This window comes from Hymenobacter sediminicola, from assembly GCF_014250515.1.
Classification (GTDB): domain Bacteria; phylum Bacteroidota; class Bacteroidia; order Cytophagales; family Hymenobacteraceae; genus Hymenobacter; species Hymenobacter sediminicola.
The window spans coordinates 1907801-1934626 of record NZ_CP060202.1; the positions used below are offsets into that span (position 1 = coordinate 1907801).

The following is a 26826-nucleotide window of genomic DNA, read 5'->3' on the forward strand; positions in this document are numbered from 1 at the left end:
ATTCAGATTGCGTAACGCCAATCGGGGCAGTTTGGTGCATCGGGAAATGCTGCAAATAGGATTATGACGCAACAGCTTGGTTGTGGCGCTTTGTAACCTTTCCGCTGCCTTTGCATACAAGCATACTATGAAGCAACATACCCGAAACAGCTGGCTGGCTGCCATTGGAGCCGGTGCGCTCCTGGCGGCCGCCACCCTCTGGAGCAACCGCCGTGGCTCCTATAATCTCCGTGGCCGCGTTGTGCTTATTACTGGTGGCTCACGGGGCCTGGGCCTGATTCTGGCCCGGCAGGCCGTGGCGGAAGGCGCCAAAGTAGCCATTTGTGCCCGCGACGCCGACGAACTGGAGCGTGCCCGCCAGGATCTGGCCCGGGAGGGAGCCGCAGTAATGACGCTGGTCCGCGACCTGACCAATGCCACCGAAGTCCGGACGCTGGTAACGGAGGTGCAGCAGCAGCTGGGGCCGGTGGATGTGCTGATCAACAACGCCGGTATTATCAGCGTGGGTGCCCTCGACCATATGGAGGTGCGCGACTATGAAGATTCGTTGAAAGTGCACTTCTGGGCGCCGCTGCACGCCATGCAGGCCGTACTGCCCGATATGCGCCGCCGGGGCGAGGGCCGTATTGTGAATATTGCGTCGGTGGGCGGCAAGGTAGCGGTGCCGCATCTGGTGCCCTACAGTGCCGGCAAATTTGCGCTGGTGGGGCTTTCAGAAGGCTTTCGGGCCGAGTTGCTGCAGTACGGGATTCAGGTAACCACCGTGTGTCCGGGCCTGATGCGCACCGGCAGCCCCCGCAACGCCACGCTCAAGGGCCAGCACGAAAAAGAATATGCCTGGTTCAGCATTGCCGATTCGTTGCCCGCCATTTCGATGGATGCCGAGCGGGCGGGCTGCGAAATCTGGAATGCCTGCCGCCGTGGCGACGCCGAAGTGATTCTGGGCCTGCCCGCCAAGCTGCTCGCCGCTTTCCACGGCCTGCTGCCCGGCACCACCGCCGACCTGCTCAGCTGGGCCAACCGCTCTCTACCTGGCCCCGCCGATGTAGTAGGCAACGAAAAACGGTTTGGCTATGAGGCAGAATCAGATGCTACCCGGTCCTGGCTCACTACGCTCACCCGCAAAGCCGAGGTAGAGAATAATCAGTTGTGAGGCATGAGAGAGAAATGAACCGCCTGTCATCCTGAGCGCAGCGAAGGACCTTACCACATGAGAACGAATCGTTGCTACGGTTACCGTTTCTCTCGGATAAGGTCCTTCGCTGCGCTCAGGATGACAGGTTTTTTCTATCATTGCTCTTGCTACAAGACAACTCATACTCCCGTTTGACCTACCCCGTTCATCTCGCCCTCGGCCCGCTGGTATTGCCGGTGCATCTGCTGCTGGAAGTGCTGGCCTATACTATCGGTTACCGTTTCTATCAGCACCTGCGCGCCCGTACCACCGACCAAATTTCCGATGAGCACCGCCTCTGGATTTTTGTGGGCTGCGCGGCCGGGGCATTGCTAGGCTCCCGCGTGCTGGGGCTGCTGGAACACCCTGAATTACTGCTGCATCCGCCCGGTGGCTGGCTCTACTACTTCACCAACAAAACCATTGTGGGCGGCCTGCTGGGCGGCTTGGTAGGCGTGGAGCTGACCAAAAAGCACCTCGGCGTCAGAACCTCAAGCGGCGACCTGATGGTATTTCCCGTGATTCTGGGCATGTGCATCGGGCGGCTCGGCTGCCATTTCTCTGGCCTCGAAGACGGTACTTTCGGCACTGCCACCAGCCTGCCCTGGGCCATCGACTTCGGCGACGGGGTGCCGCGCCACCCCACCAACCTCTATGAAATCGGGTGGCTGCTTTTGCTGGGCGCGGCGCTGTGGCTCGCGGAACGCCGCCGCCCGCTGCCGGACGGATGGCGGTTTCGGTTTTTCATGATTGGCTACCTCGTGTTTCGGCTGCTAGTGGAGTTCATCAAGCCTACGCCCGCGCCCAGCGGCTGGGGGCTCACGGCCATTCAGTGGGCTTGTGTGGCGGGGCTGGGATATTATGGGTGGCTGTTCGGGCGGAAGGAATATCGGCCCACTAAAGTCACTGAGTAATATCACTTACTTTGTGAACGAGCAGTTCACCACGTCTCAGATTCAGTACCTTAACTGCGTATAATCTTATGCCCGAACGTCCTTATACCTACTACGACTTCACCCTGAGCCTGTGCCCGCACTGCCTGCGGCGGGTGGAAGCCAAAATCGTGTTTGAAGATGGCGGCGTGTACATGCTCAAGCGCTGCCCCATGCACGGCCGGCAGCGCGTGCTCATTGCCACCGACATCGAGTACTACAAGAACATCCGCAACTACGTGAAGCCCAGTGAAACGCCGCGCCGCTTCAACACCGCCACCCACTACGGCTGCCCCTACGACTGCGGCCTCTGCGCCGACCACGAGCAGCACAGCTGCCTCACCGTCATCGAAATAACGGACCGTTGCAACCTGACGTGCCCCACCTGCTACGCCGAAAGCAGCCCTCTGCACGGCCGGCACCGCACCCTAGAAGAGGTGGAAGCCATGGTGGATGTGCTGGTGGAAAATGAGGGAGAGCCCGACGTGGTGCAGATATCCGGCGGAGAACCCACGCTGCACCCGCAGTTCTGGGAAATTCTGGACATGTGCAAGCGCAAACCCATCAAGCATCTGATGGTGAATACCAACGGCGTGCGGCTGGCTAAAGACGAAGCCTTTGTGGCCCGACTGGCGACTTACGAGGGCGCATTTGAGGTGTACCTGCAGTTCGATTCGTTCAAGAAGGAAGCCCTGGAAAGCCTGCGCGGCCGCGACCTGCGCGACGTGCGCAAGCAGGCCCTCGAACACCTCAACAAGTACAACCTCAGCACCACGCTGGTGGTCACGTTGCAAAAGGGCCTCAACGATGACGAAATGGGTGAAGTCATCGACTATGCCCTGCAGCAGCGCTGCGTACGTGGTGTCACGTTTCAGCCTACCCAGGCCGCCGGCCGCCTCGAAAATTTCGACCCCGCCACTGACCGCCTCACCCTCACCGAAACCCGCCAGCGTATCATCGACCAAAGCCTGTTTACGGCCGAAGACCTGCTGCCCGTGCCCTGCAACCCCGATGCGCTGGTGATGGGCTACGCCCTGAAACTGGGCGGCGAGGTGTTTCCGCTCACGCGCTACGTGCAGCCGGCCGAACTGCTGCAAAGCGGCGGCAACACCATTGTGTATGAGCACGACCCGCGCCTGCGCCAGCACCTGCTCAAGCTATTCAGCACCGCTAACACCGTGGACACCATCACGCCGGAACTGAACCAGCTGCTGTGTTGCCTGCCCACCATCCAGGCCCCCAACCTCAAGTACGAAAACCTGTTCCGCGTCATCATCCTGCAATTCATGGATGCCTGGAACTTCGACGTGCGCGCCATCAAGAAGTCCTGCGTCCATATCGTGAGCAAAGACCTGAAGATTATTCCCTTCGAAACCATGAATCTGCTCTACCGCGACGAAGAAAAGCTAGCCCGCCTGCAGGAACTGCGTGATATTCCGGTGCTGTAGCTAGAGTGCAGCAAGTCTACCCATAAAACCGCCCTGTCACGTAGTACTGATTCAGGCGGGTCTGGTGGATGCCAAAGGTCGCGTCGACGATTGTCCCAACTGTTTTCACCCTCCTGTTCATTAACCACTCTCTACCGTGGAACCCGACAAGCCTGCTTCGAAGCCGAACCATGTGTTGCGCAACAACCTGCTGCTTGTGGTGGGAATGGCCGCAGTTCTGGGGGTTCTTACTCCTGCCACAGATGGTGGTAGCGCTTTTCTGTTTGCTGCGCTCTATGGTGGGCAGGTGTTCCTAAACCTGATATTGGGGGTGATACGCTTGGTTAAATCCACCCCTGGCCAGAGTGCCGCGCCCTACTTCCTGAGTGCCTTGCTGGTTCTGCTCATCGGCTTCGGGGCCTGCAGTGTGATGGTATTGGGTATTTTGGGCAATATGCACTAGCATGCCCTAACAGATATAAACACAAAAACGCCCGGCCAAGCGGCCGGGCGTTTTGCTATTTGAACGGTGGTAAAAATCGGGGGTACGGTTGGCGGAACTACTTAGTGCGAGTACACCGACGTAATGGTGGTGCTTTTGCCTTCAGTATCGGTGCTGGTGCGCGTGAGGGTGAGCGACGAAGCGCTTACCTCCGCAACCTGGTATTGCGTAGTGACGCCGGCGTTGGTTATGTCCAGCTGGCTGCCATCGGTGCTGAATGCCCAGGTGCCTTCCGACTGCTGAGGCGTTTCTTCCGTGCGCTTGGCAGCGCCTTCATCCTGCAGAAACTGGCCGGCAGCACGGAATTTCGACAGATTGTCGCTTTCGTCGGCTTTCAGCATTACCAGCAGGTTGGTTTCGGTTTGGCCCGAAGTAGCTGACATTTTAGTCAGCTTCCAGTCGCCGGTGGTCAGCAGGCTGGTTTTCTCTTCAACGGTCAGGGTCTTAACAGCGGAAGCTGCGGCCGCCTGATCCGGCGTATTCACATTTTCCAATTCTTTTTCACAGGAAGCCAGGCTTAGAACGGTGGCAGCTAGGCTCAGGAGCAGGGTTACTTTCTTCATGAAATGGGTTTTGGGTGATTTTATGAGTGACTTCAACAACACGCCTTCTGCGGCAGGCTTTTTAGAGCCTTTTCTTTTTCACAATGCGTCCAACTTCTCTTCTCAACGCCTCACCCAGTGGGGCTGCGTTAGTGCAAATCTAACTAACTGTTTATCAAGTTGGTTCATGCAGTATAGGAAAAGGTAAATTTTTACCACTAAATATCAGCAGAATGCAGTAACTACATGATTTTCTTGATAGTGTGATTATTTTTTCTGATAAAATGAAAAAAGCCCATTTAGTGCTACTAAACGGGCTTTGAATATTAAGAAATAGAACTATTTATTATCGGACGGGGCTGGTTGGCATTTAGGACACACATACGTAGCTCTGCCACCTACATAGCTTTTTGCTATTTTTGTTTTTGGATGAATAGGGCAGTAAATATGATTATCCGTGTTTGGAGTTGCTGAAGTATCCCACTCACGTGCGTGAATGAGGAAAGAGGCCGGGAAGTGCCGATAGGTGGCTTCATGTCGGATTGCGGTAGTCAGCACCAGTTGAATAGCAGCATGCAGAGCCTTAAACTCCGCTTCAGTCAGCGTGCAGGCTCGCCGCTCCGGATGAATCTTCGCTTGGAACAGCACTTCATCCACTATCCAATTTCCCAGTCCCGCCGTGATGCTTTGGTCGAGGAGCAGCGGCTTGACTAGCGGCTTTCTGGCACCCAATGCGGCCTGCAATTGCTGTGCTGTAATGTCCAGCGCATCAGGTCCTAGTTTTTTAGCCTTTTGGTACTGCGCCACACTTTCGGTGAGGCGGATGCGGCCAAACTTGCGTGGATCAATAAAGGCTACGCGCAAGCCATCCGCAAGGTGCAGGGCCACGCGGGTAAAACGAGGCGCATCTGTCTCGTCGCGGTAGGCACCTACGTCGCCGGTCATGCCGAAATGCAGGGCTAGCACTTGGCCGCTGTCCAGTTCCAGAAAACAGTTTTTGCCGAGCCGGCGTGTTGCCGCCACGCGGCGGCCGCTCAGGGCTTTGCGCAGCGTCACTTCGTCCGTAGCCAGCACATGAGCATCCTTTACTTCCAGGGCCACAATAGTTTGGCCAACGAGAATTTCATCCAGAAAACGGCGGTAGGTTTCGACTTCGGGTAATTCGGGCATCAGAACTGATAATAGAAGAATACAGGAGCGGCAGGTGCAACAGGTGACAAAACGCAGCAGAAACAGCTAACCCGCCAAACCTATATGCAACACCATGCGCACGGTTCAGGTTGCCATTGGCTAGATAATTCCGCGCTTAATCGTAGCGCGAATGTCCCTCCGCAGAAAGCATCAAACGCAAAAAAGCCGGCTCAGTAAAGTAGCCGGCTTTTATAAGTTATATAAGGAAAAGCGAAGCGCTTAGGAAGGGTCAGAAAGCATGGCGACCTGCTGACCATTCTTATCGAATACCCCTCCGGCGGCACTCACGAAAAGGCGACGCTGCTGCGCATCAACCAGCACGTACGGGAAAGCGGCGGAATCGGAGCGGGTAAGGCGTCCGACTACCTGTGCCGTCCGATCCTGCTGATCGAGACGCACGATGTTGAGGTGGCTGGTCAGGTAGTACAGCTCATCGGGGTTGCTGCGGAAGGTGATACGGCCAATCATGTTGCTGGCCTGGCTGACGCGGTTGGTGGTGGCCACTACCGGAGCCGGGGCCGGCCGGTTGTAGACCACGGCCGGAGCCGCCGAAGGCGCGGTATTGCGGCTGCTGGCCACAATCTGCTGGCTGGCTCGCTGCCAGCCCTCATTAATGGCTTGCAGGCGGGTAGTGCGGCCAGGATGCGTAGGAGATGCTTCCTCGTCCGATACCACGGCCATGCCGGCCTGGGCCTGCGACAGGCTGGCGCCCATTTTGCGCAGCACGAAACCGGAAAATTCATCGGCTTCCAACTCATCGGCAGGGTTGGAGCCGCCTGGGCGCAGCGTGTGACCATTGAGGTGGTGGCCCATTTCATGCGCCAGAATGCTGATACCGGCCCAGTCGGTGCGGCCGGCCCGGTTCACTGCCGACACAAATTTGGGATTGTAGAGCAGGTAGCGCTTGCCGCTATACACTACGGCAGCCGCATTCTGCACCTGCGAAGTAGCCAGCAGCTCGAAACGAGGTTTAAGGCCTACCACATCGGTGATTTCGCGCAGCACGTCGCGCTGGGTAGAAACAGACTGGGCGCTGGCCGAGCCAGCAAGAAACAGCCACCCGGCCAGCAGCGAGCCGGCAAAGCGACGAAGAAGGCGGGGGTGAAGCGTCATTGAAAAGTCCTTAAGAGGCGAAACTAACAGGAAGGAGAATGTCAGGAATCGTGCCGAACTGGCTGCTAACTAAACGATGCTCGCATGTTTTTCGTGCCTTTCAATCCAAGTTATAGAAGGATACTGTTAGGCGCTCTACAGTTGCAGGGCCCACCAGATACTGCTGCCCGAAACACTGCAAAAAGCCCTGCTACTCGCACGTAGCCAGAGAATGACTTCGTGCAAGTAGCAGGGGCTCGTGCCTTTCCCGCCAGGCAGGAAAGCCGCCAGTTGGATACAGGCCTTATGCCGGTATAGCCTGCGCAACAATCTGGGCCTGCGGCCGCTCGCCGATCTGCTGGCGCCACATGGCGTAGTAGAGGCCGCGCTGGGTTAGCAGCTCTTCGTGGCGGCCGGCCTCGGCTACGTGGCCGCGCTCCAGCACAAAGATGCGGTCGGCGTGGAGGATGGTGCTGAGGCGGTGGGCAATAAGAATGGTGATGTGCTGGCGCGAGCCGGACAGTTCCCGTACCGTCTGGCTGATTTCCTCTTCCGTAAGGGAGTCCAGCGCCGAAGTAGCTTCATCGAAAACGAGCAGGGTAGGGTGGCGCAGCAGCGCCCGCGCAATACTGAGGCGCTGCTTTTCACCGCCCGACACCTTTACGCCTCCTTCCCCGATTACAGTGTCGAGGCCGAGCGGGGCGCGGGCCAGGAGCGTGTCGGCAGCGGCTTGGTGCAGGGCGCGCAGACACTGTGCATCGGTGGCTTGGGGGGCCACAAAAAGCAGGTTCTCGCGGATAGTGCCGGCGAAAAGCTGGGTGTCCTGCGTCACGAAGCCGATTTGTTCACGCAGCGTATCCAAGTCCAGTTCGGTGCCGGAAATGCCATTGTAGAGGATACGGCCGGCGGCGGGCGGGTAGAGGCCCACCAGTAGCTTCACGAGTGTAGTCTTGCCCGAGCCCGAGGGGCCGACGAAGGCAATGGTTTCGCCGAGCTTGGTTTGGAACGATATGCCGGCCAGGGCCGGGGCGCTGGCCGTGAGGTGCTGGAAATGCACATCGTCGAAGGCCAGGGTTTCAATCTTCTTAATCACCTGCGGATGCGCGGGCTTCACCTCCTTGGGCGTGTCCAGAATCTGCTGGAAGTTGGCCAGCGAGGCTTCAGTTTCGCGGTAGATATTGATGATGCTGCCCATTTCCTGCAGCGGCCCGAAAATGGCGAACGAGTAGATGAAGAAGGAGAAGAACTCACCTACCGAAATAATCTTCTGCACCACCAAAAACAGCAGCATCAGCAGAATTATGTTGCGCATCAGGTTCACGAACGTACCCTGCACAAACGATAAGGAGCGCAGGTAGCGCACTTTCTTTAGTTCCAGCTTCAGGATCTTGCCGGTGGTGGCGTTCAAGCGTAGAGTCTCCTGCTGAGCCAGCCCGAGGCTTTTGATTAGCTCGATGTTGCGCAGGCTTTCGGTGGTAGAACCCGCCAGCGCCGTGGTTTCAGCCACAATCGTTTTCTGAATTACCTTGATACGGCGGCTCAGAAACAAGCTCAACGAACCCAGAATCGGAATGGTGAGAAAGTACACCACCGCAATAGGCCAGTATACGCTGATGGCATACCACGATACAAACACAATGGCCACCAGGGAAATGAACAGCACGTTTACGAAGCTCTGAATAAGCTTTTCCACGTCGGTGCGCACCTTCTGGAGCTTGCCCAGGGTTTCGCCTGAGCGTTGGTCTTCAAAGACTTGGTAGGGCAGCTCCAGGGAGTGGCGCAGGCCATCCGAGTACAGCTCCGCGCCGAGGCGCTGGGTGATGACGTTGGTGTAGTAGTCCTGGAAATTCTTGGCAATGCGCGACACCATGGCCACGCCCAGGGCTTTGAGAATAAGCAGGCCCGCGCCGCCTGTCAGGAATACCCAGAACGTAGGATGCTGGGAGCTTTTCAGCGCCGGCGTCACGAACCGGTCGATAATCTGCCGCAGAATATAAGGGTCGAGCAGGGAGAAAACCTGATTGATGGCGGCCAGCAGTAGCGCCAGCGCCAGCAAGCCCCAATAGTGGCGCAGGTAGCTGTAGAGTAGTTTCATGGAAAGTTGAGAGAGGGGAGAAACGACACAAGCACAGAACCCCCCGGAAAGTTTTAGACCTGCCGGCACAGTGCGCGCGTAGTGGGGCGTGGGCTCGTCAGGTTTTTGCAGCATATATTTCAGAATCCAGAAAATATGCTGCAAAAACCTAGTGCTACGTGGCTTCGCCGGCGGTGCTGGCTACCAGGCGCGTGCTGCCGGGTACCATCACGGGCGGTGTGGTGGTGTGGCGGTAATTCTGGGCCAGCAGGTGAGAAACAGCAGGCGGCTCCGGGCCCTGATGCAGCTTCCGAAGCTCTTGTTTTAGCTCCTCCTCCTCCCGGCTTACGCCCCGGTCGTGCTGCTGAGCGTGCTCTTCCCATGATTCGGTCATGAAATACTCCAGCATTTTGGTCGGGTCGGCCAGGTCGGCGTAGAGGCCCCAGCCGATGGCTCCCTCGCGCCGCCGGATGTGGGCCAGCTTCTCCATCAGGTAGGTAAAGGCCGGCCGGTTTTCCGGGGCAATCCGGTAAGTCGTGGTGATGATGACCGGGCCTTCGTCGGGGGCAGGTTCCTCAGCCAGCACAGGCTCCAAGCGCGGCCGGGCCGGCGTGAAGTCCAGTGCTTCGGGTGAGGTGTAGAGCGAGAAGCGCAGTGCCAGCAGCGTGCTCAGGCTCAGCCAGCCAGCGGCCCCGGTAAGGGCCAACGGCAACCCCCAGCGGCTGGCTACCGAGCCCCACACCACGCTGCCCAGCGCCATACCGCCCTGAATAGTGAGCAGATAAAGGCTGATGGTACGGGCCTGCACCCAGCGCGGCACCACTGTCTGCACGCCCACACTAAACGAGTTGAGTACCAGCATCCAGGCCAGCCCCACCAGCACCAGCAGCCCCATCAGCAGCGGCCGGCTCGATGAATACGCCAGGCCCAGCAGACCGATGGCAAAGGCGCTGGTTGCCAGCGTCACGCGCCAATCAATGGAGAGGCGGCGGTTGAGGCGCGGCAGCACCACCGCCCCCAGCACCGCCCCGGCCCCCATGCACGAGAGCAGAATCGAGTAGAAGGAAGTGGGCAGCAACAGATGGCGTACCACCACGGCTGGCATCAGGGCAAACAGGGCACTGGCCCCGAAGGTGAAGCACACGCCCCGTACCAGAATATGCTGTACCGGCGGCGCAAACCGGGCGTAGCGGATACCGCCCCGGATAGCGGCCAGCACCCGCTCGCCGGCCAGTGTAGCCGTGGCTTGCGGTTCACGCTTCCAGCTATACACCATATAAATGGTAGCCAGAAAGGAGATACCATTTAGTAAAAATGCCGCTCCCGCCGAGAAATACCCGATTACGAGGCCACCCAGCGCCGGCCCGAAGGCGCGGGCCAGATTGAAGCTGACACTATTGAGCGCAATAGCCTGGGGGAGCTGCAGGCGAGGCACTACTTCAGGCGTCACGGTTTGCCACACCGGGTTATTCATGGCGCCGCCCAGGCCCAGCAGAAACGTGAGCGTGAGCAGCAGCCAGGGCGTATTGAACCCCAGCAGCGTGATGGATGCCAGCACCAGCGCCGTTACGGCCATCCAGGTTTGGGTGAAGAGCAGCATCCGTCGGCGGTCCACTAGGTCGGCGAGGGCGCCAGCCGGCAGGCTCAGCAGAAATACAGGCAGCGCCGAAGCCGTCTGGAGCAGCGCCACCAGCACCGACGACGAGGTAAGCTCGGTCATCAGGCCCACTGCCCCTACGTTCTGCATCCAGGTGCCTATGTTGGACACAAAGGAAGCAATCCAGAGCATTCGGAAAATAGGAATGCGTAGCGGCGCGAACGGGGAAGTAGGGGGCGTAGGGAGCGGTGTGGCAGTAGCAGGCATGAGCAGACGAGCGGTAACAGGCATACGTACGTAGGCGCTTGCCGCCAGGTCGGCAAAAAGATGGAACCTTGCTTGATACGTAGGAAAGACCATCAAAAAAGCCCCGAAGAAGTTCTTCGGGGCTTTCGGAGGCGCGGCATTGTCCGAGGGGCCGCGCAGGTTGTGTCGAGGAGCCTCAGAACTACGCTGAAGGAGCCGGCCGGCGGCTCTGGCCGCCTTTGCGGCCGGCCTGGCGAGCTTCATCGGAGGTCCAGCGGTGGCCCCGGCCGCTTTCGTGCGAGGCCTTGCCGCCTTCGCTGGCAATGCGGCGCTGCATTTCGGGGTCCATGGAAGCAAAGCCGCGGCGGCTGGCCGTCCGGGCCGGAGCGGAATTGTTGGAGGCAGTCGTGCTGCGCGGTGATTGGGAAGTGGCCATTGGAGAAGGGAAAAGTGGAAAGAAATCAGCAGGAAAAAGCGGCAGAACGCTACGCCACGCTAGTCCGACCCGACGAGGCAGTAGAGGCCGGCCACAGCTGAAACAGCTGATCGAGGCGGAGCAGACGCAGGACCCGCTCCAGCACCGGCCCCACATTGTACAGCAGCACATCGGCCCCGGCGGCGCGGGTCAGTAGCAGTTGCGACACCAGAAAGCTGACGCCCCGCGTGCGCAGACAGCGTAGCTGCTGGCAGTTGATGAGCAAGCAGGGCCGCTCAGTGTCGTCGGTGGCCACGCTGTTCAGGCGGCGGACCAGCTGCACCGGATCAGCCGTATTCACATCTACTGTGTAGAAGCGGCTGGCATTGACGGGTAGAGAGCCGGAATGAGACATTTGGCGAGAAAAATAGGTTGGAAGCAAGTGCACCAGACCACCACATGGTGTCGGTGGTGGCGTAACTACCTTAAAACTAACGCATAGGCTTAATGCCCAGCTGCGTGTTAGTACCCATTTTTGGCCTGCGTATAAATACTGAGGAGCTATAGTAGCTGGCCGACCTGCACGGTGGTATAGCCTACCTGAACATTTGCAGGCTGTTCGGGAAGAAATTGGAACGAGCCAAATAGCCAACTGGCCCCGCCGGGCCGGAGCCGCTGCCGTGGAAAGTGCTGGCCAGCAGAAGCAATGTCCCGGCTGTTTCAGGGGCGAGTGTAGTACTGCTAGCCCGGCAGCACAGGCAACCACTACCCGAAAGGCCAATGCCACAGTGGGACAGAGAGGGCACACTATTAGATAATATGCCGCAACAGTAGTAGAGCCTTCCAGCTTGTTGGGTTGGCTACCGTGAGACAACCTTCGGGTTGCGGCCAACTCTGAAAGTGTAGATTTACGTTGGTCCGTGTATTGCGGCAGCTGCTTCCTTCCTCATGACTTCTCCTCCCCGTACTCCTGGTGCTACCACCGGACTGCCAGACCCTCTCGCCGGGAAGCATGCTGCCGGCACGGAAATCACCAGGCGGCGTCACCCCGGCGGCCCAGCCGACCAGTTTTACATTGTTGGTATTGGAGCTTCGGCAGGGGGCATAGAGGCTTTGGAGCAGTTTTTTCGGAACGTGCCGCCCAGCCCAGGCGTAGCATTTGTGGTGGTGATGCACCTGGCTCCCAGCCCTGATGGCCACCTGCCTGTGGTGCTGCAAAATTTCACAAGCCTGCCCGTGCTGCAGGCCCACGACGGCCTGAAGGTGCGCCCCAACGAGGTGTATGTCATTCCGCCCGACCGGGACATGAGCCTGTTGCACGGCACGCTGCTGCTGCTGCCTCCTGCCAAGCCGCGCGGCCAGCGCCTGCCCATCGACCATTTTTTCCAGTCTCTGGCAAATGATGCCCGCGAGCGAGCCATCTGCATCATCTTGTCGGGACTGGGAAATGACGGCACCATCGGGCTGAAAATGGTGATGGAAAACTTCGGAATGGTAATGGTGCAGGACCCCAAAACCGCCGCATTCAACTCGATGCCCCGCTCAGCCATAGCCACTGAGTTTGTTGATTTTGTGCTGCCGCCCAGCCAGTTGCCGGCCAAGCTGCTGGAGTATGTTGATAAGCCGAAGCTGGTGCGCCCAGTGCGCCAGCCCGAAGACTTGGAGGCCAAGCAGCCCGATCATGCGTTGCAGAAAATCTTCCTGCTTATCCGGACCCAGACCGGCCACGATTTTAGCTTCTACAAGCGCAACACGGTGTTCAGGCGCATAGAGCGGCGCATGAATTCCCACCACATCAAGGAATTTGCGCACTATGTGCGTTACCTACAGGAAAATCCGCAGGAAGTAGAGCAGCTGTTCAGCGAGCTGCTCATTGGTGTCACGAAGTTCTTTCGCGACCAGGACGCCTTCGTGCTGCTGAAGCAGTTTTTGCGCCCGGTACTCCAGGCAAAGCCCCTGGATAGCACCATCCGCGTATGGGCGCCCGGCTGCTCTACCGGCGAAGAGGCCTACTCGCTAGCCATCCTATTGCTGGAGCTGCTGGAAGAGCTGGAACCTACGCACACTCTCAAAATCCAGATTTTCGCCACTGATATCAACCCCGATGGCATCGACTTTGCCCGGGCCGGCCGCTACCCGGCTACCATCAGGGCCGACGTAAATGAGCAGCGGCTGCAACGGTTCTTCCACAACATCGACGGCGCGTACCAGATTCGCAAGGAAGTGCGCGACCTGGTCATGTTTGCTCAGCACGACATTAATAAGAATGCGCCCTTTATCCGGCTGGATTTGCTGTGCTGCCGCAACCTGCTCATCTACCTGAACAGCGAGCTGCAGAAAAACCTGTTGTCTGTTTTTCACTACGCTCTCAATCCGGGTGCCTTGCTGTTTCTGGGCCCCAGCGAAAACATGACCGGCCTGCAGGAGCAATTTGCGCCCCTAGACGTGAAGTGGAAAATCTCGCGCCGTACCGAAACGCCCACAGCACTTACGCACCTCGTCAACTTTCCCTTCGCCCGGCACAGTGCCATTGTGCCCCCCATTTCTGGCCTCATGAATCCAACTGCTACCCGCCGCGACAGTGGCCCCTTCGCCACCCTGGTGCAGCGGGCGTTGCTGCGCTCCTATGCCCCGCCTGCCGTGGTAATCAATGGCAAGGGTGAGATACTGTATGTGCACGGTCGCACGGGCAAATACCTTGAGCCCGCACCCGGCCTGAGCAGCATGAACCTGTTCGAAATGGCCCGCGAGGAGCTTAACTTCGAGATAAGTGGGGCGGTACACCGCGCCAACCAGGAGCGCACCGATGTAACCGTGGACAACGTGCGGGTGAAGACGGAGGCCGGCCAACAGCTGCTGCGCCTCTCGGTGCGCCACCTGCAGGAGCCAGAACAGCTAGCGGGCCTGCTACTGGTGGTGTTTGAGGACCAGCCCACGCCGCGCCGGATGCGCCAGTCGAAAAACAGCCCGGACCCAGCTGCTGACCTGAGCCGTGACGCCGTAGTAGCTGCCCTCAACAAGGAACTGCAGTATACCAAGCACCGCCTCCAGACCACGATTGAGGAAATGGAAAGCTCCCTGGAAGAGCTAAAAAGCACCAACGAGGAGTTGCAGTCGGCTAACGAGGAACTGCAAAGCACCAATGAGGAGTTCATGACCAATAAGGAGGAAATGCAGAGCCTCAACGAGGAGCTGATGACTCTGAACATGCAGTATCAGAGCAAGTCGGAGGAGCTGGGCCATGCCGCCAATGACATGAAGAACCTGCTCGATGCCACCGAAATTGCCATCATCTTCCTTGATAATGACATGGTGATTACGCGTTTCACTCCGCCTGTGGCTCGTATTATCAATTTGGTGGCCAGCGACATTGGCCGGCCCATCAGCCACTTTGCTTCTGGCCTGCGCCACGACCATCTGCTGCAGGATATTCAGCAGGTGCTGGACCGGCTGGTGAGCATCGAAACCACCATTCAAACCCTGAACGGCGAGTGGTATGCCATGCGCATTCTGCCCTACCGTACCCTCGACAACTACATCAACGGCGCCGTTGTCACGTTCACCGATATTACGGAACTGAAGCGGCTGGAAGCGCAGCGCCAGTACACCATGCGCTTCGCCGAGAGCATCGTCGAGACAGTGCGCGAGCCTATCATGGCCCTCGACCACAACCTGCAGGTACTCACCATTAGCCGCTCGTTTGCCAGCCAGTTTGGGCTAGATGCTACGGCCGTGCGGGGGCAGGCCTTGGGCGTGCTGAATGCTGGGGTGTGGAGCCACCGGGAGCTGCACAACCGCCTGCGGGAGCTACTGGACACGGATGCCCGCGAATTCGAGGATTTCCGGCTGGAAGCCGACTTCCCGGGAATGGGCCGCCGCCACGTGCTGCTTTACGCGTCCCGCATTCAGGGGCCCGACCACCAGACCAACGGGCTGCTGCTGGGCATGCAAGCTCTAAGCGAAGTATAACCAGCTCAACAGGAACTAAGCCTTACCCGTTGCGTAGGCACGTAAAGACGCAAACACCGGTCAGGCTCCCTTACAGTCGAAGGACTCTTAACTGAAGACCATGGACGACAATGCAGCCGATTTTCCTTCTTCTCCAACCAACTCCGTACTGCAGGAACTGCGGGAAAAAGCCGAGAGTCGGCGGCGGTTGGTAACGCAGAGTTTCGGCGACAAAACGCCGGAACAAATGCTGCGGCTGACTCAGGACCTGCAGGTGCACCAGATAGAGCTGGAAATGCAATGCGAGGAGCTGATGCTGGCCCAGCAGGAGGCCGACCATCTGCGCGCCCAGTACGTCGACCTCTATGATTTTGCGCCGGTAGGGTATTGTACCCTGCGCCCCGATGGCACCATCACACAGCTCAACCTGCGCTGCAGCCAGATGCTGGGCTCCGTGCGGCAGCGCCTGCTGGGGCGTCGCTTCGGTGTGTTTGTGCCGATGGCCGAGCGCCACCGCTTCGCCGATTTCTTGGCCCGCATCTTCAGCTCTGGGCGCCAGGAAACCTGCGAGCTGGAAATGCGCCTTGACAATGAAACCAGCTTTTTTGCGCAGTGCATCGGGCTGGTGATTGAGCTGCCGGAAGGACAGCCCCCTACGCACTGCCGGGTAGCCCTACTTGATATTACCGAACGCCGCCAGGCGGTAGCGGAGTTGGCCACTAGTGAAAGCCGCTTCCGGACGCTCTTCGAGCAAAGCGCCGACGCCGTGCTGCTGGTGCGTAACCGCTACATCGTCGACTGCAATGAGGCTGCTATGCAGTTGGCCGGTGCCCGGCATAAGAAAGACTTGGTTGGCCAGACGTTGCAATTCAATGTGCCCGAGCAGCAGCCCGATGGCCGCCTGAGCCAACAGCTGATTGAGCACCACGAAGCTGTTGTAAAAGCCAAAGGCGCGCACCGCTTCGAGTGGTACCGCTACAATTTGCAGGGCAAGCCGCTGTGGCTCGAAATTACGCTGACCAATATTGCCGTGGCGGGGGAGCACCTCATCCATGCCGTGTGGCGCGACATTACGGAGATGCGCGCCGCCCGTGAGCATCTGCGGGCCGAAAAGGAATTCTCCGAAAGCCTGCTCGACAATAGTATTGACGGTATTGTGGCCCTCGACCAGGAAGGGCGTATTACGGCCTGGAACCGGGAAGCCGAGCTCTACTCGGGCCTACCCCAAGCGGCGGTGCTGGGCAAAAGCATCTACTCCATCTTTCCTCGTTTCGACACGCCGGATGCGCGTACCGTCTTTCAGCAGGTGTTGCAGGGGGAGCGAATTATGCAAAGCGGCCTGCCCTTTGTAAGTCGTCCTGGCCAGTTTGACGCGTATCTGGTGCCCTTGCGCGGCACCTGCGAGGAAAGCATATCCGGCGTGCTGGCCGTCATCCGCGACGTGACGGAGCGCAACCGCCTGCTGGAAGAAGCCACCCGGCTCAAGCTCAACCAGCAGCAGGAAGTGCTATCGGCCATCCTCAAGACCCAGGAAGCGGAGCGCAAACGCATTGCCGAGGCTCTGCACAATGGGGTAGGCCAGCTGCTCTACGCTACCAAGCTGCACCTGGAGCGGACCAGCGCCAACAACAAGCGCGAGAAAAGCCTGGCCTTGCTCGATGAAGCCATTAAGATGACCCGCAGTATCTCTTTCGAGCTGACGCCCGGCATCCTGGAAGACTTTGGGTTGAAATATGCCTTGGAAGAGCTGGTTCGGCGTATTCCACGGTCCAGCATCAAAGCCCATATGAACCTGGAAGGCCTGGACGAGCCACTGCCGGAACTGCTGGAGCTGGCCATCTACCGCATGCTGCAGGAGCTGTTCAACAACATTATCAAGCACGCCCAGGCCCAGGAGGTATTTATTCACGTGGTCCGCGAAGGCAACCAGCTGTCCATTTCAGTGGAGGACAATGGCCAGGGCTTCGATGTGGCGCAAAGCAATGCACACCTCCACGGCATTGGGCTACCCGGCATCCGCAACCGGGTGGGCTTGCTCGGCGGCACCCTCACCATCGACTCGCGCCCTGGCCAGGGCACTATCGTCAGCATCGAGTTACCGGTGAAATAAGCATGCTGCTGGACTGGGGAAGCAGTTTTCGGCCGCAAGGGCAGCATAAGCCACCAGCTTGGGCCCTAAAGCCGGATACCAATGCCCGGCCCGAACAGGAAGAACAAGGAGCGTTTGTTCATCAGGTAGCCGCCGCCGAGGTAGAGCGGAAAGGTGAGCTTGGCATCGGAGCGGGTAGGGTAGACGGAGCCCAGCACCACCAACCCCAGGTCGCGCTTGATATCCGGGTCCTGGCTTAGGTTGAAAGCATTGAGCGCTACGAAGCCCGCGCCAATCTTGTAGGGCCGCAGCTTGTTGATTTTGGTGGGGTGATAAAAGCTGAACTGCGCCAGCGTGGCCAGCGAGATACCGCCAAATGACGTGAAGCTCGATTCGCCCTTATACTTGGTGAGCAGACCGCCCGGAAAGCTGATGTCGATGTCGAACTTCACGCGCCGCTGCAACACCAGCTCCAACTTCTGCGTGAAACCGGCCTCCTGATACTGCGCCTGCGTGTGCCGCACCGTCACGATGATGGTACTCCAGTCGTCGAGCAGGTAGGTTTTACGGGCCGAAAGCAGGCTGTTGAGGCTGATATTGCCGACCTGGCACTGCTTGTCGCGGTAGAAGGCGGCCCGCACCGAGGTTTCGTCGGGGCACACTACCACGTTGTCGAGGGTGCGCATCTCAATCAGTTCCCCCTTGGCATTCTGCGTCCGGATATCAAAGGTCAGGTACTGCTTGCCATAGAGCTGCTTGTCGGAGTCGATGCCAGCCGTATTGAAGCTGAATACCACGTCGCTCACTGTCCGGTCGTAGAGCACGGGCCCGTTGAAGCGCGTCATCGGGCGAACCGACTCGCCAAACGTCACGCCCACGAAATCGAGCGGGTGAGGCCGCTGAAACTCCCGCACCGACAGGCTCTGGCCCGTAGGAGTGCCGGCATTGAAGATAGTTATGCGCTTTTTGTCGATGGTGACCGGTACCTGAATGCGGTAGACCACGGCCGCGTCCGTCCGGATACTAGAATCGGACGGAATTACCTGCACATCCTCGAAGTGAAACCGCGCCCGTGCCAACGACTCGCCTTCCAGCCGCACATCTATCGTTTCGCCGGGGTTTACATTGGTACTGTTGGTCCAGTCGCCGCCGCGGTGGCGCACACTCACGGCGTTGATGGTGGTTTTGGGCGAGATATTGAAATTGGTGATGTACTTGGCTTGGTCGTTTTCTTTGATGTAGAGGTAGCTGTCGGTTTGGCGGTGGGTGTTGTACACGCGCAGCCAGCACAGCACCCGGTCGTTGGTCAGATACTGGCGCGTAAATACTTCGGCAATTAGCGCGCCGCCGGCTTCCTCTTGTTCTTCAATACGGTAAGTGCGCTTCAGGTCGAAGGTGCGGCCGTTGTCGAGAATCAGCTCCACGCCTTTGCGCCGCGACACTTCATCGAGCGTGATTTCCTTTTTATCGACGCTCAGAAAGCGCAGCCGGGAGGCCTTCACTGTAAAGTCCTGCCGAATAGGTGGCAGCGCGTAACTGATGCGGCGGTTGTTGTCGGTGAGGAATGGCCGCTCTGTTTGTGCCTGCACCGTGAGCAGGCGGCTACCCAGCGCATTGGGCAGCACGTGCAGCCGCAGCCCGCCCTTCTCCTGCGTGATGCGGTAGTCGATGTCGCGCCCCTTGGTCCAGTCGGCGGTAGTTCGGATGTTTTTGAGGTTGTTGCTGCTCAACTCAAACACCTTTTCCTCGCCCACAAACAGCTCCGTATCAGTAAGACGCAGCTCCAAAGTCGTGCGCGTCACGGGCAGCAGATTCACCGTCTGGGTGCGGGGCGCGGCGCCCACTGAGTCAGGGGCCTGCATGAAGGTGAGGCGCAGAAACCGAGAAGCCGTCAGTTCCTTGAAGCGGATTTTGGCGCGGTAGAACTGGCCGCCCGGCACGGCCGTCAGTGAATCGAGCAGCAGAAAGTCGGCGGAGCGCACAAGACGGAGCGGCTTGCCGGCCCGGAAGTTTTCAGGATATACCTCTAGCTCGGCCGTTTCGTCTTCCTGGCCATAGTAGAAGTACAGGCTGGCCTCATTCTGCACCATCACTGTGTTGCGGCTCAGCAAGTAGCGCGTGGTATCGGTGCGCAGGGCTAACTCGCGTAGCAGTCCGCCAGCAGCAGGTTGCTGCGCCGAAACGGCCAGTGAAGTCAGCAAAAAGCTCAGCAGCACGAACAAGCTGGGCACAAGCAGGCGGAATCCCGGGTGAAAGCGCACGGGGCAGGGCAGTATCAGAAGATGAGAAGGCAGAAGCCGGCCGCAGCCTTGGCTCCCCTAAGGGGGCAAAGGTAGGGCCCCCAGCATGGAACCGGATAAGAAAAGTTGCTTTTCTGTGCTGCCCTGCCGGTGGCTACGTGGCTGTGCTTGCGGCCGGAGTCGCTGCCTGACCTATGCTGTTACAGTTAGCGCAGTAAATAAAAAAGCCTCCCGCATCATGCGGAAGGCTTTTTTTGTAGTCCGTAGGGGAATCGAACCCCTGTTGGTAGAATGAAAATCTACTGTCCTAACCCCTAGACGAACGGACCATGATAAACGGCGTTTTCCGTTTTGGTGGTGCAAAGATAAGACGCGAAAAAGGTATCCTGCAAGTCCTGAGCTATGATTTACGCGGATTTTTGCCGGCGTTGGTCCCACCAGATGTAGGCTCCGAACAGCAGCAGGCTCACGCCGGACACCCATAGCAGGCCGGTTTTCAGACGGTTGCTTTCCTCGCCGAGGTAGGCCAGCAGCGCAATTAGGGGCACTACGCCGGCCACTGTGGCGGCCATAAATTTCCAGTAGCCCATGCGTGCTACCCCCGCTACAAAGCTGATGGCATCGTCGGAAAGGGCAGGAGAGAGGCGCGCAATAACCACGGCCCACACGCCATAGCGCTCCACAATCCCAATGACTTTCTTTTCGGTTTTGCGCCCCAGCAGCCGCGCCACGAACGACTCGCCCATCAGCCGGCCCAGGCCGTAGCCCACCGTGGAGGCCATCACCACTCCTGTTAGGGCCAGTAAGGAACCCCACCACGGCCCGTACGCCAGGATGGCTACCAGAATCAGGGCCACCACATTTACCACAAACAGAAACATCTGCACCACCATCAGCCCCACGAGTACTACTGGCCCCCAATTGCCGAACTGCTCCATCCAAGCGGAAATACGGGCTTGTTCGCCACTTTTCAGGGCCGAAAAGGCTTCCTGCACCGCCGCCTGAAATGCGGGCCAGAAGAAATAGGTGGCTACCAGCGCCACCACAAACGAGAGCGACAGATACAAAGGCAGGCGGGAGGAACGGCGGCGGGGAGCAGTGGCAGTAGCAGGCATAGAAGAAAGTAAGGTGGCGGCGCGGCGTATGGCGTGCCAGGAGTCGTCTACGGAGCCAAGCCTGTCAGGGCTGCGGCAACCTCGGCAGCACTGTCGGGGTACTAGGGGAGCAGTGGACGGGCGGCGGGGCCTGTCCAGCCTCCACTTCATCACTCCACCACTCCACCTCCTGATGACCAAACACACCTACGACATGGGCCTGATTGGCAATTGCGCCTACCTCGCCCTCATTCGCAAGGATACTTCCGTGGCCTGGCTCTGCTGGCCCCGTTTTGATAGCAGCTTTGTGTTCGGCGACCTGCTCGATGAACAGAAGGGCGGCGAGTTCAGCATCCGGCCTTCTGCGCCCGGCACTTTTGAGACCCATCAATACTACAAGCAGAACACCAACGTGTTGTGCACCGAAATCGAAAACGAGGACGGCCGCTACCGTGTCACGGACTTTGCTCCGCGCTTTCCGCAGTACGAGCGGTATTATAAGCCCCTGATGCTAATTCGGAAGCTGGAGCCGCTGGCGGGTACGCCACGTATTAAGGTGACCTGCAACCCCGTCGGGGACTATGGGCAGACTCGTTTGAGCCGCCGCCGCAGCTCCAACCACATTGCCTACCTCGGCCTTGATGAGGAAATTCGACTCACTACGGACATTCCGCTGACCTACGTGCTGGAAGGCGAGGACTTCGTGCTCAATGAAACCAAATACCTGGTGCTCACCTACGGCGCGCCGCTGGAAGCCGCTTTGGCCAGCACCGCCGAGCGGTTTTTGCTCAGTACCGTAGACTACTGGCGCAAGTGGGTGAAAAGCACCAGCATCAGCAATTTCCAGCAGGAGGCCGTAATCCGGTCGGCGCTGGCCCTGAAGATGCACCAGTACGAGGACACGGGAGCCATTATTGCGGCCAGCACCATGAGCCTGCCCGAAGCACCCGGCAGCACCCGCAACTGGGACTACCGCTACTGCTGGATGCGCGACACGTTCTACACCCTCACGGCCTTCAACAACATTGGGCACTTCGAGGAAATGGAGCGGTACTTCCACTACATCGCCAACATTTCGACCAAGGTCAAAGACAAGTACCAGCCGCTTTACGGCATTAGCGGAGCCTCGGAGCTGACGGAGCGGGAATTGCCGCTGGCCGGCTACCTCGGCAACCAGCCCGTGCGCGTCGGCAACGATGCCTACACACACATTCAGAATGACGTGTATGGGCAGATTCTGGTGGCGTTGCTGCCGCTTTATGTTGACTGCCGCTTTATCGACCCGGAGCGAGCCAGCCCCGAAAAGCTGGTGTACGAAGCGCTGCACATGATTGAGAAAACCATGGACCAGCCCGACGCCGGCCTGTGGGAGTTCCGCCATATTGCGCAGTACCATTGCTACACGTACCTGTTTCACTGGGCCGGCAGCCACGCCGCCTGCAAGGTGGCCAAGTCCCTGAAAAACCCTGAAATGGAAGCCCTGGCTACCCGGCTGATGCACGAGTCGGAGCGCCGGATTGAGCAGTGTTTCAGCGAGGAGCATCAGGCCTATGCCAACGCCATTGGCTCGCCGCACCTCGATGCCAGCACCCTGCAGCTCATCATGATGGGCTACCTCGACCCCACCACCGAGCGGGCCCACCGCCACCTGGAGGCGCTGGAAAAGGAGTTGATGACCCCGGAAGGCTTGTTTTACCGCTACCGCCACCCCGACGACTTCGGCACACCTGAAACCACGTTCCTAATCTGCTCCTTCTGGTATGTGGAGACGCTGGCCTGCGTCGGCCGCCTCGATGATGCCGTGCGGGAGTTTGAAAAGCTCATCACTTATACTAACCACTTAGGGCTGTTGAGTGAAGATGTGGACGCCAAAACCGGTTCGCAATGGGGCAATTTCCCGCAGGCCTATAGCCACGTGGGCCTCGTGAATGCTGCTTACCGCATTGCCAAAAAGCTGGACCGGCCTACATTCGTATAAGCCACAGCTTCAGAACACAGAAAGGCCCGCCAGACACATAGCGTCTGGCGGGCCTTTTTTGTGGGCATGCTTAATCGGCGTCGGCGGCGCGGAGGTGCACGCGGTTCAGTTCGGCTTTGTGGTGGCGCCAGTCGGGCATGAAGTGGTCCATCAGGCCCCAAAAGCGGGCGTTGTGGTACCGCTCGTGCAGATGGGTCAACTCGTGCACTACCACGTATTCGAGGCAAGGCAGGGGGCGCTTGATGAGTTCTAGGTTCAGCCAGATGCGCCGGGCCTGAATGTTACAGGTGCCCCAGCGGGTTTTCATCTGCCGGATGGCCCAGGTCCGGGCCTGCGCGCCTACTACCTGCTCCCATTTGGCGGCCAGCATGGGCAGTTGTTCGCGCAGGCGCTGGCGGTACCAGGCAGCCAGTACCTGTTCGCGCTGCGCAGCGGTACTATCCTCACGGATGTGTAGGTGGAGCTGCTGCTCTTGCAGTACCACCCGCGCCGGGCCGGCAGTGGCATGCACCTGCAGTTCATAAGACTGGCCTTGGTAGGCGTGTAGCTCTCCTGAAACGTACTGCAGCCGGGCCGGCTGCTCGCGGGCTGCAAAGCTGGCCTGATGCTTTTGGATCCAGGCGCGGCGAGCCGTCACCAGTTCCCGCACGGTTTCATCAGGAGTACGCAGCGGCACCGATACGCGCACCCGGCCATCGGGCATATGCACGCTCAGGCGCAGCGTCCGGATGTTCTTGCGCACGACTTCCACCTGCAGGTCGTCGATGAGAAGTTGAGGCATGATGGGCAAAAAGGAAGCAGAAAAGGATACAAATATACCGTCATCCTAAACGTGGAGAAGGACCTTGTTACGCTTAACTGGCTATTGTGGCAACAGCACGGTTAAGCGTAACAAGGTCCTTCTCCACGTTCAGGACGACAGACAATTCTTTTAGCTTGCGCTATAGCAGCTGCCGCAGCAGGTGGCGTACATCCGTCGTGGAAGCCACGTGGAAGCGAGCCAGTGAGCGGGAATCGGTGCCAACCTTGATGGTGTACGCTTCAGGCGGCATGGCCCGGAAGGTGTCTTCATCGGTACGGTCGTCACCGATAGCCAGCATGAAGTTGGGTTGATAAGTGGCCAGCCACCGGGAAGCGGCGGTACCCTTATTGATGCCCGCCGTTTTGATTTCGATGACTTTGTTGCCTTCCATGACCTGCAAATCGGAGTTTGAAGTCATGAACGTGAGGTGGTTGAGCAGGTCGCGGGCCCGCACGGCTCCCAGTTCGGCATCAGCGCGGCGGTAGTGCCACACCAGCGAATACTCCTTGTCCTCGATGAATGAGCCAGCGGTACGGGCCACGTACAGCTCCAGCACCGGCCGGATTTCGCGCATCCACTCGTTGTTCAGGGTCTGGAACAACTGCCATTCCTCGCCGGCTGGCCGCAGCCACACGCCGTGTTCGGCAATAAAATCGACGGGCAAATGGCCTAGCCAAGCTTCCAGTGTCGTCCGGTCGCGGCCGCTGATGATAATCACGCGGTTCTTCGGATTCTCGGTGAGGGCGCGCAGCAGCAGCAGCAATTCCTGGTCGGGCTGGGCGCGCTGCGGGTTGGCATGGAAGCCAGTCAGCGTACCATCATAGTCAAGCAGCAGCAGACGCTGGTCGGTGGCGTGGTACTCGGCCAGCAGGCCCGCCGTGGTAGCAGGCGTAAGCTTTTCGGTGGCCATGGTGTGCTGTTTCATCTTGCTATACTCGAGGCGCGCCATAAACAGCTTGGTCCAGGCAAACACGTTGTACTGACGCACCAAGGCTTGCATGGCGCCCATGCGCTGCACTTGCTCTTCCTCGGGCATCACCAGTGCGTCGTGCATGGCTTCGGCCAACTGGCCCATATCGGTGGGGTTGATGATGAGGGCGTCGGACAGTTCGCGCGCCGCGCCGGCCCGCTCGCTCAGAATCAACACGCCCTTCTTATCCGCCTTGCTGGCCACAAATTCCTTGGCTACCAGGTTCATCCCGTCTCGCATAGGTGTCACGAGGGCCACTTCGGCCAATCGATAGAGGGAGGCTAGTTCTTCGAGCGGGAAGGAGCGGTAGAAGTAGTGAATAGGATTCCAGGTGATGGTGCGGTACTGCGCATTGATGCGGCCCACCAATTCATCAATTTCCTCCTTCAAAGAAGCATATTGGGCCACCTGGTCGCGGGAAGGCACCACCACCATAATCAGGCTCACCTGCTCACGCCACTCGGGGTAGCGCTGCAGCAGCAATTCAAAGGCCCGGAGCCGCTGGGCAATGCCTTTGGAGTAGTCGAGCCGGTCGATGGACAGAATTACGCGCACCTCACGCAAAGCCTCACGATAGTTGGCCTCGTGCATTTTAGCTGCCTCTGAGGCCGCGGCCCGCACGTAACGTTTGTAATCGATACCCATCGGGAAGGCATCAACCAGCACCATCCGGTCGGGCACGTCTATCTGCCCGTTCTGCGACGACAGCCCCAATAGCTGCTGCACGGCGCTCAGAAAGTGGCGCATGTAGCCGAAGGTATGAAAGCCAATCAGGTCGGCCCCGAGCATGCCGCGCAGCAATTCGGCCCGCCATGGCAACACCCGAATCAACTCGTAGGAAGGGAAGGGAATGTGCAGAAAGAAGCCGATGGTAGCTTCCGGCCGCTCAAGGCGCAGCATTTCGGGCAGCAGTAGCAGCTGGTAGTCGTGCACCCAAATCGTGTCTTCGGGGCCAGCCTGGGCCAGCACGGCCCGGCAGAATTTCTCGTTCACAGCCACATACGCATCCCAGTGCTCCTGCTCGTAGGTGGCGTATTGTGTAAAGTAGTGGAAAGTAGGCCAGAGCGTGGAGTTGCTGAATCCTTCGTAAAAATCCCGGATTTCAGCCTCGGTCAGAAACACGGGCACCATGCTGTCGTGGCTCAGCTGCTCGCAGACGTATTCTTCTTCCGCCGCATCTTCCACAAACAGCCCCGGCCAACCCACCCACACGTTGCCATCCTGGCGGTAGATGGAGCCTAATCCGGTAGCCAGCCCGCCTTCGCTGGGCTGAAACGTGAGGCTTTCTTCGGTGCGCTGGATCTTGGTAGGGAGGCGGTTTGAGACGATAATGGTTCGCGACATGCTAAGGTTGAGATGATGAACCTTAAGCTTTACGGGAGAAAATGACGGGTAGCCATTATTTTTTTACAGCACTTTTTCTACCGCGCGGCCGGAATAGTGCCTGTCTGGACTACTAGTAAGCAGATACTTCTGGCGCTCTGGCAGTCGTGCCAATGGCTCCGAGGTGGGTAGTATGAAAGCCGGTACTGTACTTCAGGCCATAGCCTAGCAGCCGGTCGAAGGCCGAATGAAACAGCAGCACAGTGCCGGCCAGTAGTAGCAGTGGCTGCCCCAGCCACCAGCCCAGCAGGCCCACGGCCAAGGCCAGTGCTTTATGGTGCAGCAGGTTGTAGCTGGCGGCACCCGCCCGTGGCCCGGCCAGGTAGCCCAGCATGCTCAGGTCGGGCAGCAGGAACAGGGCCGGCAGCCACCACCAGGCAAAGGGCAGGTGCGCGAAAACTACCATAGCAACCAGCAGTTCGGCTAGTTCTTCGAGTTTGAGTAAGGTTTTCATCGGGGTAGGAGTAAAATGAAACAACCTCCCAAAGGTCCGGCGCCGGCCTACCGAAACTCGTTAACAAAAGCTAAGAAATCAGACCGTCCTCGGCCTGCACTCGCGCCCGAATGCGGCTCAGCGAAACCGGTGTCACACCCAGATAGGAGGCAATGTAGTGCTGCGGAATCCGGGCCGGAATCTTGGTTTTATGGCTGCGCAGCAGCGCCCGGTACCGTTCCTCGGGGCTGAGCAGCAGCAATTCTGCCAGCCGGGCATCAGTACCCAGCAGATGGTATTCGGCCAGCAGCCGGCCAAATCGCTCGTAAACCGGATGCACATCAAACAGGCCGCGCAGCACCGCGTACGGAAACGTAACCAGCTCGGTCGGCACCAGCGCCTGAATCCCGAACTGGCTGGGCTGGCCCGTCAGGCAGCTCTGGTAGCTGCCCATCAGGTGGTTTTCGAAAAAGAAATACGTGGTACGCTCCTCGCCGTCGGGACGGGTATAGAACAGGCGGCAGGCGCCGCTAAGCAGTAGTGCAAGTTCGGGGGCCGCCGCGCCCTGCGTCACAAAATCCTGTTTGCGGCGAAGCTGGCGCGTGGTAAGGGCAGCGGCCAGTGGTTCCCATTCGGCATCAGAGAAGGGCACAAAGCGGTGAATGTAGGCGCGGAGCGGATGCATGGCCCAAGGTAC

20 protein-coding genes and 1 tRNA gene are annotated in these 26826 nt (G+C 58.9%); 7 read left to right on the forward strand and 14 right to left on the reverse strand.

Annotation, left to right across the window (positions count from 1 at the left end; genetic code table 11):
- Nucleotides 1-127: 127 nt before the first annotated feature.
- The 4 genes from H4317_RS08055 to H4317_RS08070 all read left to right on the forward strand — a co-directional run bounded on the left by H4317_RS08055 (nucleotide 128) and on the right by H4317_RS08070 (nucleotide 3996).
- On the forward strand, nucleotides 128-1153 hold the full coding sequence (locus tag H4317_RS08055) for an SDR family NAD(P)-dependent oxidoreductase (RefSeq protein ID WP_185889610.1): 1026 nt from the start codon (nucleotides 128-130) through the stop codon (nucleotides 1151-1153).
- 173 nt (nucleotides 1154-1326) lie between these two features.
- On the forward strand, nucleotides 1327-2088 hold the full coding sequence (locus H4317_RS08060) for a prolipoprotein diacylglyceryl transferase (RefSeq protein ID WP_185889611.1): 762 nt from the start codon (nucleotides 1327-1329) through the stop codon (nucleotides 2086-2088).
- Nucleotides 2089-2156: 68 nt separating this feature from the next.
- Nucleotides 2157-3554: a radical SAM protein gene (locus H4317_RS08065; RefSeq protein ID WP_185889612.1), complete on the forward strand. Its 1398-nt coding sequence runs from the start codon at nucleotides 2157-2159 to the stop codon at nucleotides 3552-3554.
- A gap of 136 nt (nucleotides 3555-3690) precedes the next feature.
- On the forward strand, nucleotides 3691-3996 hold the full coding sequence (locus H4317_RS08070; protein ID WP_185889613.1) for a hypothetical protein: 306 nt from the start codon (nucleotides 3691-3693) through the stop codon (nucleotides 3994-3996).
- A 101-nt stretch (nucleotides 3997-4097) separates the two neighbouring features.
- On the opposite strand, the gene H4317_RS08075 is transcribed toward H4317_RS08070, so the two are convergent.
- The 7 genes from H4317_RS08075 to H4317_RS08105 all read right to left on the reverse strand — a co-directional run bounded on the left by H4317_RS08075 (nucleotide 4098) and on the right by H4317_RS08105 (nucleotide 11607).
- Nucleotides 4098-4598: a hypothetical protein gene (locus tag H4317_RS08075; RefSeq protein WP_185889614.1), complete on the reverse strand. Its 501-nt coding sequence runs from the start codon at nucleotides 4596-4598 to the stop codon at nucleotides 4098-4100.
- A 318-nt stretch (nucleotides 4599-4916) separates the two neighbouring features.
- Nucleotides 4917-5747 (reverse strand): DNA-formamidopyrimidine glycosylase, encoded by an 831-nt coding sequence (gene mutM, locus H4317_RS08080; protein WP_185889615.1) that lies wholly within the window; start codon nucleotides 5745-5747, stop codon nucleotides 4917-4919.
- A 240-nt stretch (nucleotides 5748-5987) separates the two neighbouring features.
- Nucleotides 5988-6881 (reverse strand): M48 family metalloprotease, encoded by an 894-nt coding sequence (locus tag H4317_RS08085; protein ID WP_185889616.1) that lies wholly within the window; start codon nucleotides 6879-6881, stop codon nucleotides 5988-5990.
- 283 nt (nucleotides 6882-7164) lie between these two features.
- Entirely contained in the window at nucleotides 7165-8955 is a 1791-nt protein-coding gene (locus H4317_RS08090; protein WP_185889617.1) for an ABC transporter ATP-binding protein, read from the reverse strand.
- 154 nt (nucleotides 8956-9109) lie between these two features.
- Nucleotides 9110-10822 carry an MFS transporter gene (locus H4317_RS08095; protein WP_185889618.1) on the reverse strand — a complete coding sequence of 571 codons (1713 nt, stop codon included), beginning with the start codon at nucleotides 10820-10822 and terminating at the stop codon, nucleotides 9110-9112.
- Between the two features lie 157 nt (nucleotides 10823-10979).
- Entirely contained in the window at nucleotides 10980-11213 is a 234-nt protein-coding gene (locus H4317_RS08100) for a KGG domain-containing protein (RefSeq protein WP_185889619.1), read from the reverse strand.
- A 49-nt stretch (nucleotides 11214-11262) separates the two neighbouring features.
- Nucleotides 11263-11607, reverse strand: coding sequence for an STAS domain-containing protein (locus H4317_RS08105; protein WP_185889620.1), 345 nt, complete (start codon nucleotides 11605-11607; stop codon nucleotides 11263-11265).
- Nucleotides 11608-12140: 533 nt separating this feature from the next.
- On the opposite strand from H4317_RS08105, the gene H4317_RS08110 reads away from it, so the two are divergent.
- Nucleotides 12141-15161, forward strand: coding sequence for a chemotaxis protein CheB (locus H4317_RS08110; protein ID WP_185889621.1), 3021 nt, complete (start codon nucleotides 12141-12143; stop codon nucleotides 15159-15161).
- Nucleotides 15162-15261: 100 nt separating this feature from the next.
- On the forward strand, nucleotides 15262-17250 hold the full coding sequence (locus tag H4317_RS08115) for a PAS domain S-box protein (RefSeq protein ID WP_185889622.1): 1989 nt from the start codon (nucleotides 15262-15264) through the stop codon (nucleotides 17248-17250).
- Nucleotides 17251-17315: 65 nt separating this feature from the next.
- On the opposite strand, the gene H4317_RS08120 is transcribed toward H4317_RS08115, so the two are convergent.
- The 3 genes from H4317_RS08120 to H4317_RS08130 all read right to left on the reverse strand — a co-directional run bounded on the left by H4317_RS08120 (nucleotide 17316) and on the right by H4317_RS08130 (nucleotide 20584).
- Nucleotides 17316-19490 (reverse strand): hypothetical protein, encoded by a 2175-nt coding sequence (locus H4317_RS08120; protein WP_185889623.1) that lies wholly within the window; start codon nucleotides 19488-19490, stop codon nucleotides 17316-17318.
- A 236-nt stretch (nucleotides 19491-19726) separates the two neighbouring features.
- Nucleotides 19727-19798 (reverse strand) — tRNA-Glu (locus tag H4317_RS08125).
- 78 nt (nucleotides 19799-19876) lie between these two features.
- Nucleotides 19877-20584, reverse strand: a complete 708-nt coding sequence (locus H4317_RS08130; protein WP_185889624.1) for a TVP38/TMEM64 family protein — start codon at nucleotides 20582-20584, stop codon at nucleotides 19877-19879.
- A gap of 172 nt (nucleotides 20585-20756) precedes the next feature.
- Here H4317_RS08130 and H4317_RS08135 point away from each other — a divergent pair, with 172 nt between their 5' ends.
- Nucleotides 20757-22541: a glycoside hydrolase family 15 protein gene (locus H4317_RS08135; RefSeq protein ID WP_185889625.1), complete on the forward strand. Its 1785-nt coding sequence runs from the start codon at nucleotides 20757-20759 to the stop codon at nucleotides 22539-22541.
- 70 nt (nucleotides 22542-22611) lie between these two features.
- Here H4317_RS08135 and H4317_RS08140 read toward each other — a convergent pair whose 3' ends face one another.
- From H4317_RS08140 to H4317_RS08155, 4 genes are all read right to left on the reverse strand, one after another.
- Nucleotides 22612-23322: a M48 family metallopeptidase gene (locus H4317_RS08140; RefSeq protein ID WP_185889626.1), complete on the reverse strand. Its 711-nt coding sequence runs from the start codon at nucleotides 23320-23322 to the stop codon at nucleotides 22612-22614.
- A gap of 160 nt (nucleotides 23323-23482) precedes the next feature.
- A complete protein-coding gene (locus tag H4317_RS08145; RefSeq protein WP_185889627.1) occupies nucleotides 23483-25657 on the reverse strand; it encodes a bifunctional alpha,alpha-trehalose-phosphate synthase (UDP-forming)/trehalose-phosphatase in 2175 nt (724 codons plus the stop codon).
- A 112-nt stretch (nucleotides 25658-25769) separates the two neighbouring features.
- Nucleotides 25770-26150 (reverse strand): DUF4260 domain-containing protein, encoded by a 381-nt coding sequence (locus tag H4317_RS08150; RefSeq protein WP_185889628.1) that lies wholly within the window; start codon nucleotides 26148-26150, stop codon nucleotides 25770-25772.
- Between the two features lie 70 nt (nucleotides 26151-26220).
- Nucleotides 26221-26814 carry a Crp/Fnr family transcriptional regulator gene (locus H4317_RS08155; RefSeq protein WP_185889629.1) on the reverse strand — a complete coding sequence of 198 codons (594 nt, stop codon included), beginning with the start codon at nucleotides 26812-26814 and terminating at the stop codon, nucleotides 26221-26223.
- Nucleotides 26815-26826 lie beyond the last annotated feature (12 nt).

What these genes read in the sequence shown, in the direction of transcription:
- H4317_RS08145 (WP_185889627.1), bottom strand. Translation starts at nt 25,657, where the DNA reads ATGTCGCGAACCATTATCGTCTCAAACCGCCTCCCTACCAAGATCCAG.
- H4317_RS08135 (WP_185889625.1), top strand. Translation starts at nt 20,757, where the DNA reads ATGACCAAACACACCTACGACATGGGCCTGATTGGCAATTGCGCCTAC.
- H4317_RS08105 (WP_185889620.1), bottom strand. Translation starts at nt 11,607, where the DNA reads ATGTCTCATTCCGGCTCTCTACCCGTCAATGCCAGCCGCTTCTACACA.
- H4317_RS08085 (WP_185889616.1), bottom strand. Translation starts at nt 6,881, where the DNA reads ATGACGCTTCACCCCCGCCTTCTTCGTCGCTTTGCCGGCTCGCTGCTG.
- H4317_RS08130 (WP_185889624.1), bottom strand. Translation starts at nt 20,584, where the DNA reads ATGCCTGCTACTGCCACTGCTCCCCGCCGCCGTTCCTCCCGCCTGCCT.
- H4317_RS08100 (WP_185889619.1), bottom strand. Translation starts at nt 11,213, where the DNA reads ATGGCCACTTCCCAATCACCGCGCAGCACGACTGCCTCCAACAATTCC.
- H4317_RS08115 (WP_185889622.1), top strand. Translation starts at nt 15,262, where the DNA reads ATGGACGACAATGCAGCCGATTTTCCTTCTTCTCCAACCAACTCCGTA.
- H4317_RS08095 (WP_185889618.1), bottom strand. Translation starts at nt 10,822, where the DNA reads ATGCCTGTTACCGCTCGTCTGCTCATGCCTGCTACTGCCACACCGCTC.
- H4317_RS08110 (WP_185889621.1), top strand. Translation starts at nt 12,141, where the DNA reads ATGACTTCTCCTCCCCGTACTCCTGGTGCTACCACCGGACTGCCAGAC.
- H4317_RS08150 (WP_185889628.1), bottom strand. Translation starts at nt 26,150, where the DNA reads ATGAAAACCTTACTCAAACTCGAAGAACTAGCCGAACTGCTGGTTGCT.
- H4317_RS08140 (WP_185889626.1), bottom strand. Translation starts at nt 23,322, where the DNA reads ATGCCTCAACTTCTCATCGACGACCTGCAGGTGGAAGTCGTGCGCAAG.
- H4317_RS08075 (WP_185889614.1), bottom strand. Translation starts at nt 4,598, where the DNA reads ATGAAGAAAGTAACCCTGCTCCTGAGCCTAGCTGCCACCGTTCTAAGC.
- H4317_RS08065 (WP_185889612.1), top strand. Translation starts at nt 2,157, where the DNA reads ATGCCCGAACGTCCTTATACCTACTACGACTTCACCCTGAGCCTGTGC.
- H4317_RS08055 (WP_185889610.1), top strand. Translation starts at nt 128, where the DNA reads ATGAAGCAACATACCCGAAACAGCTGGCTGGCTGCCATTGGAGCCGGT.
- H4317_RS08155 (WP_185889629.1), bottom strand. Translation starts at nt 26,814, where the DNA reads ATGCATCCGCTCCGCGCCTACATTCACCGCTTTGTGCCCTTCTCTGAT.
- mutM (WP_185889615.1), bottom strand. Translation starts at nt 5,747, where the DNA reads ATGCCCGAATTACCCGAAGTCGAAACCTACCGCCGTTTTCTGGATGAA.
- H4317_RS08090 (WP_185889617.1), bottom strand. Translation starts at nt 8,955, where the DNA reads ATGAAACTACTCTACAGCTACCTGCGCCACTATTGGGGCTTGCTGGCG.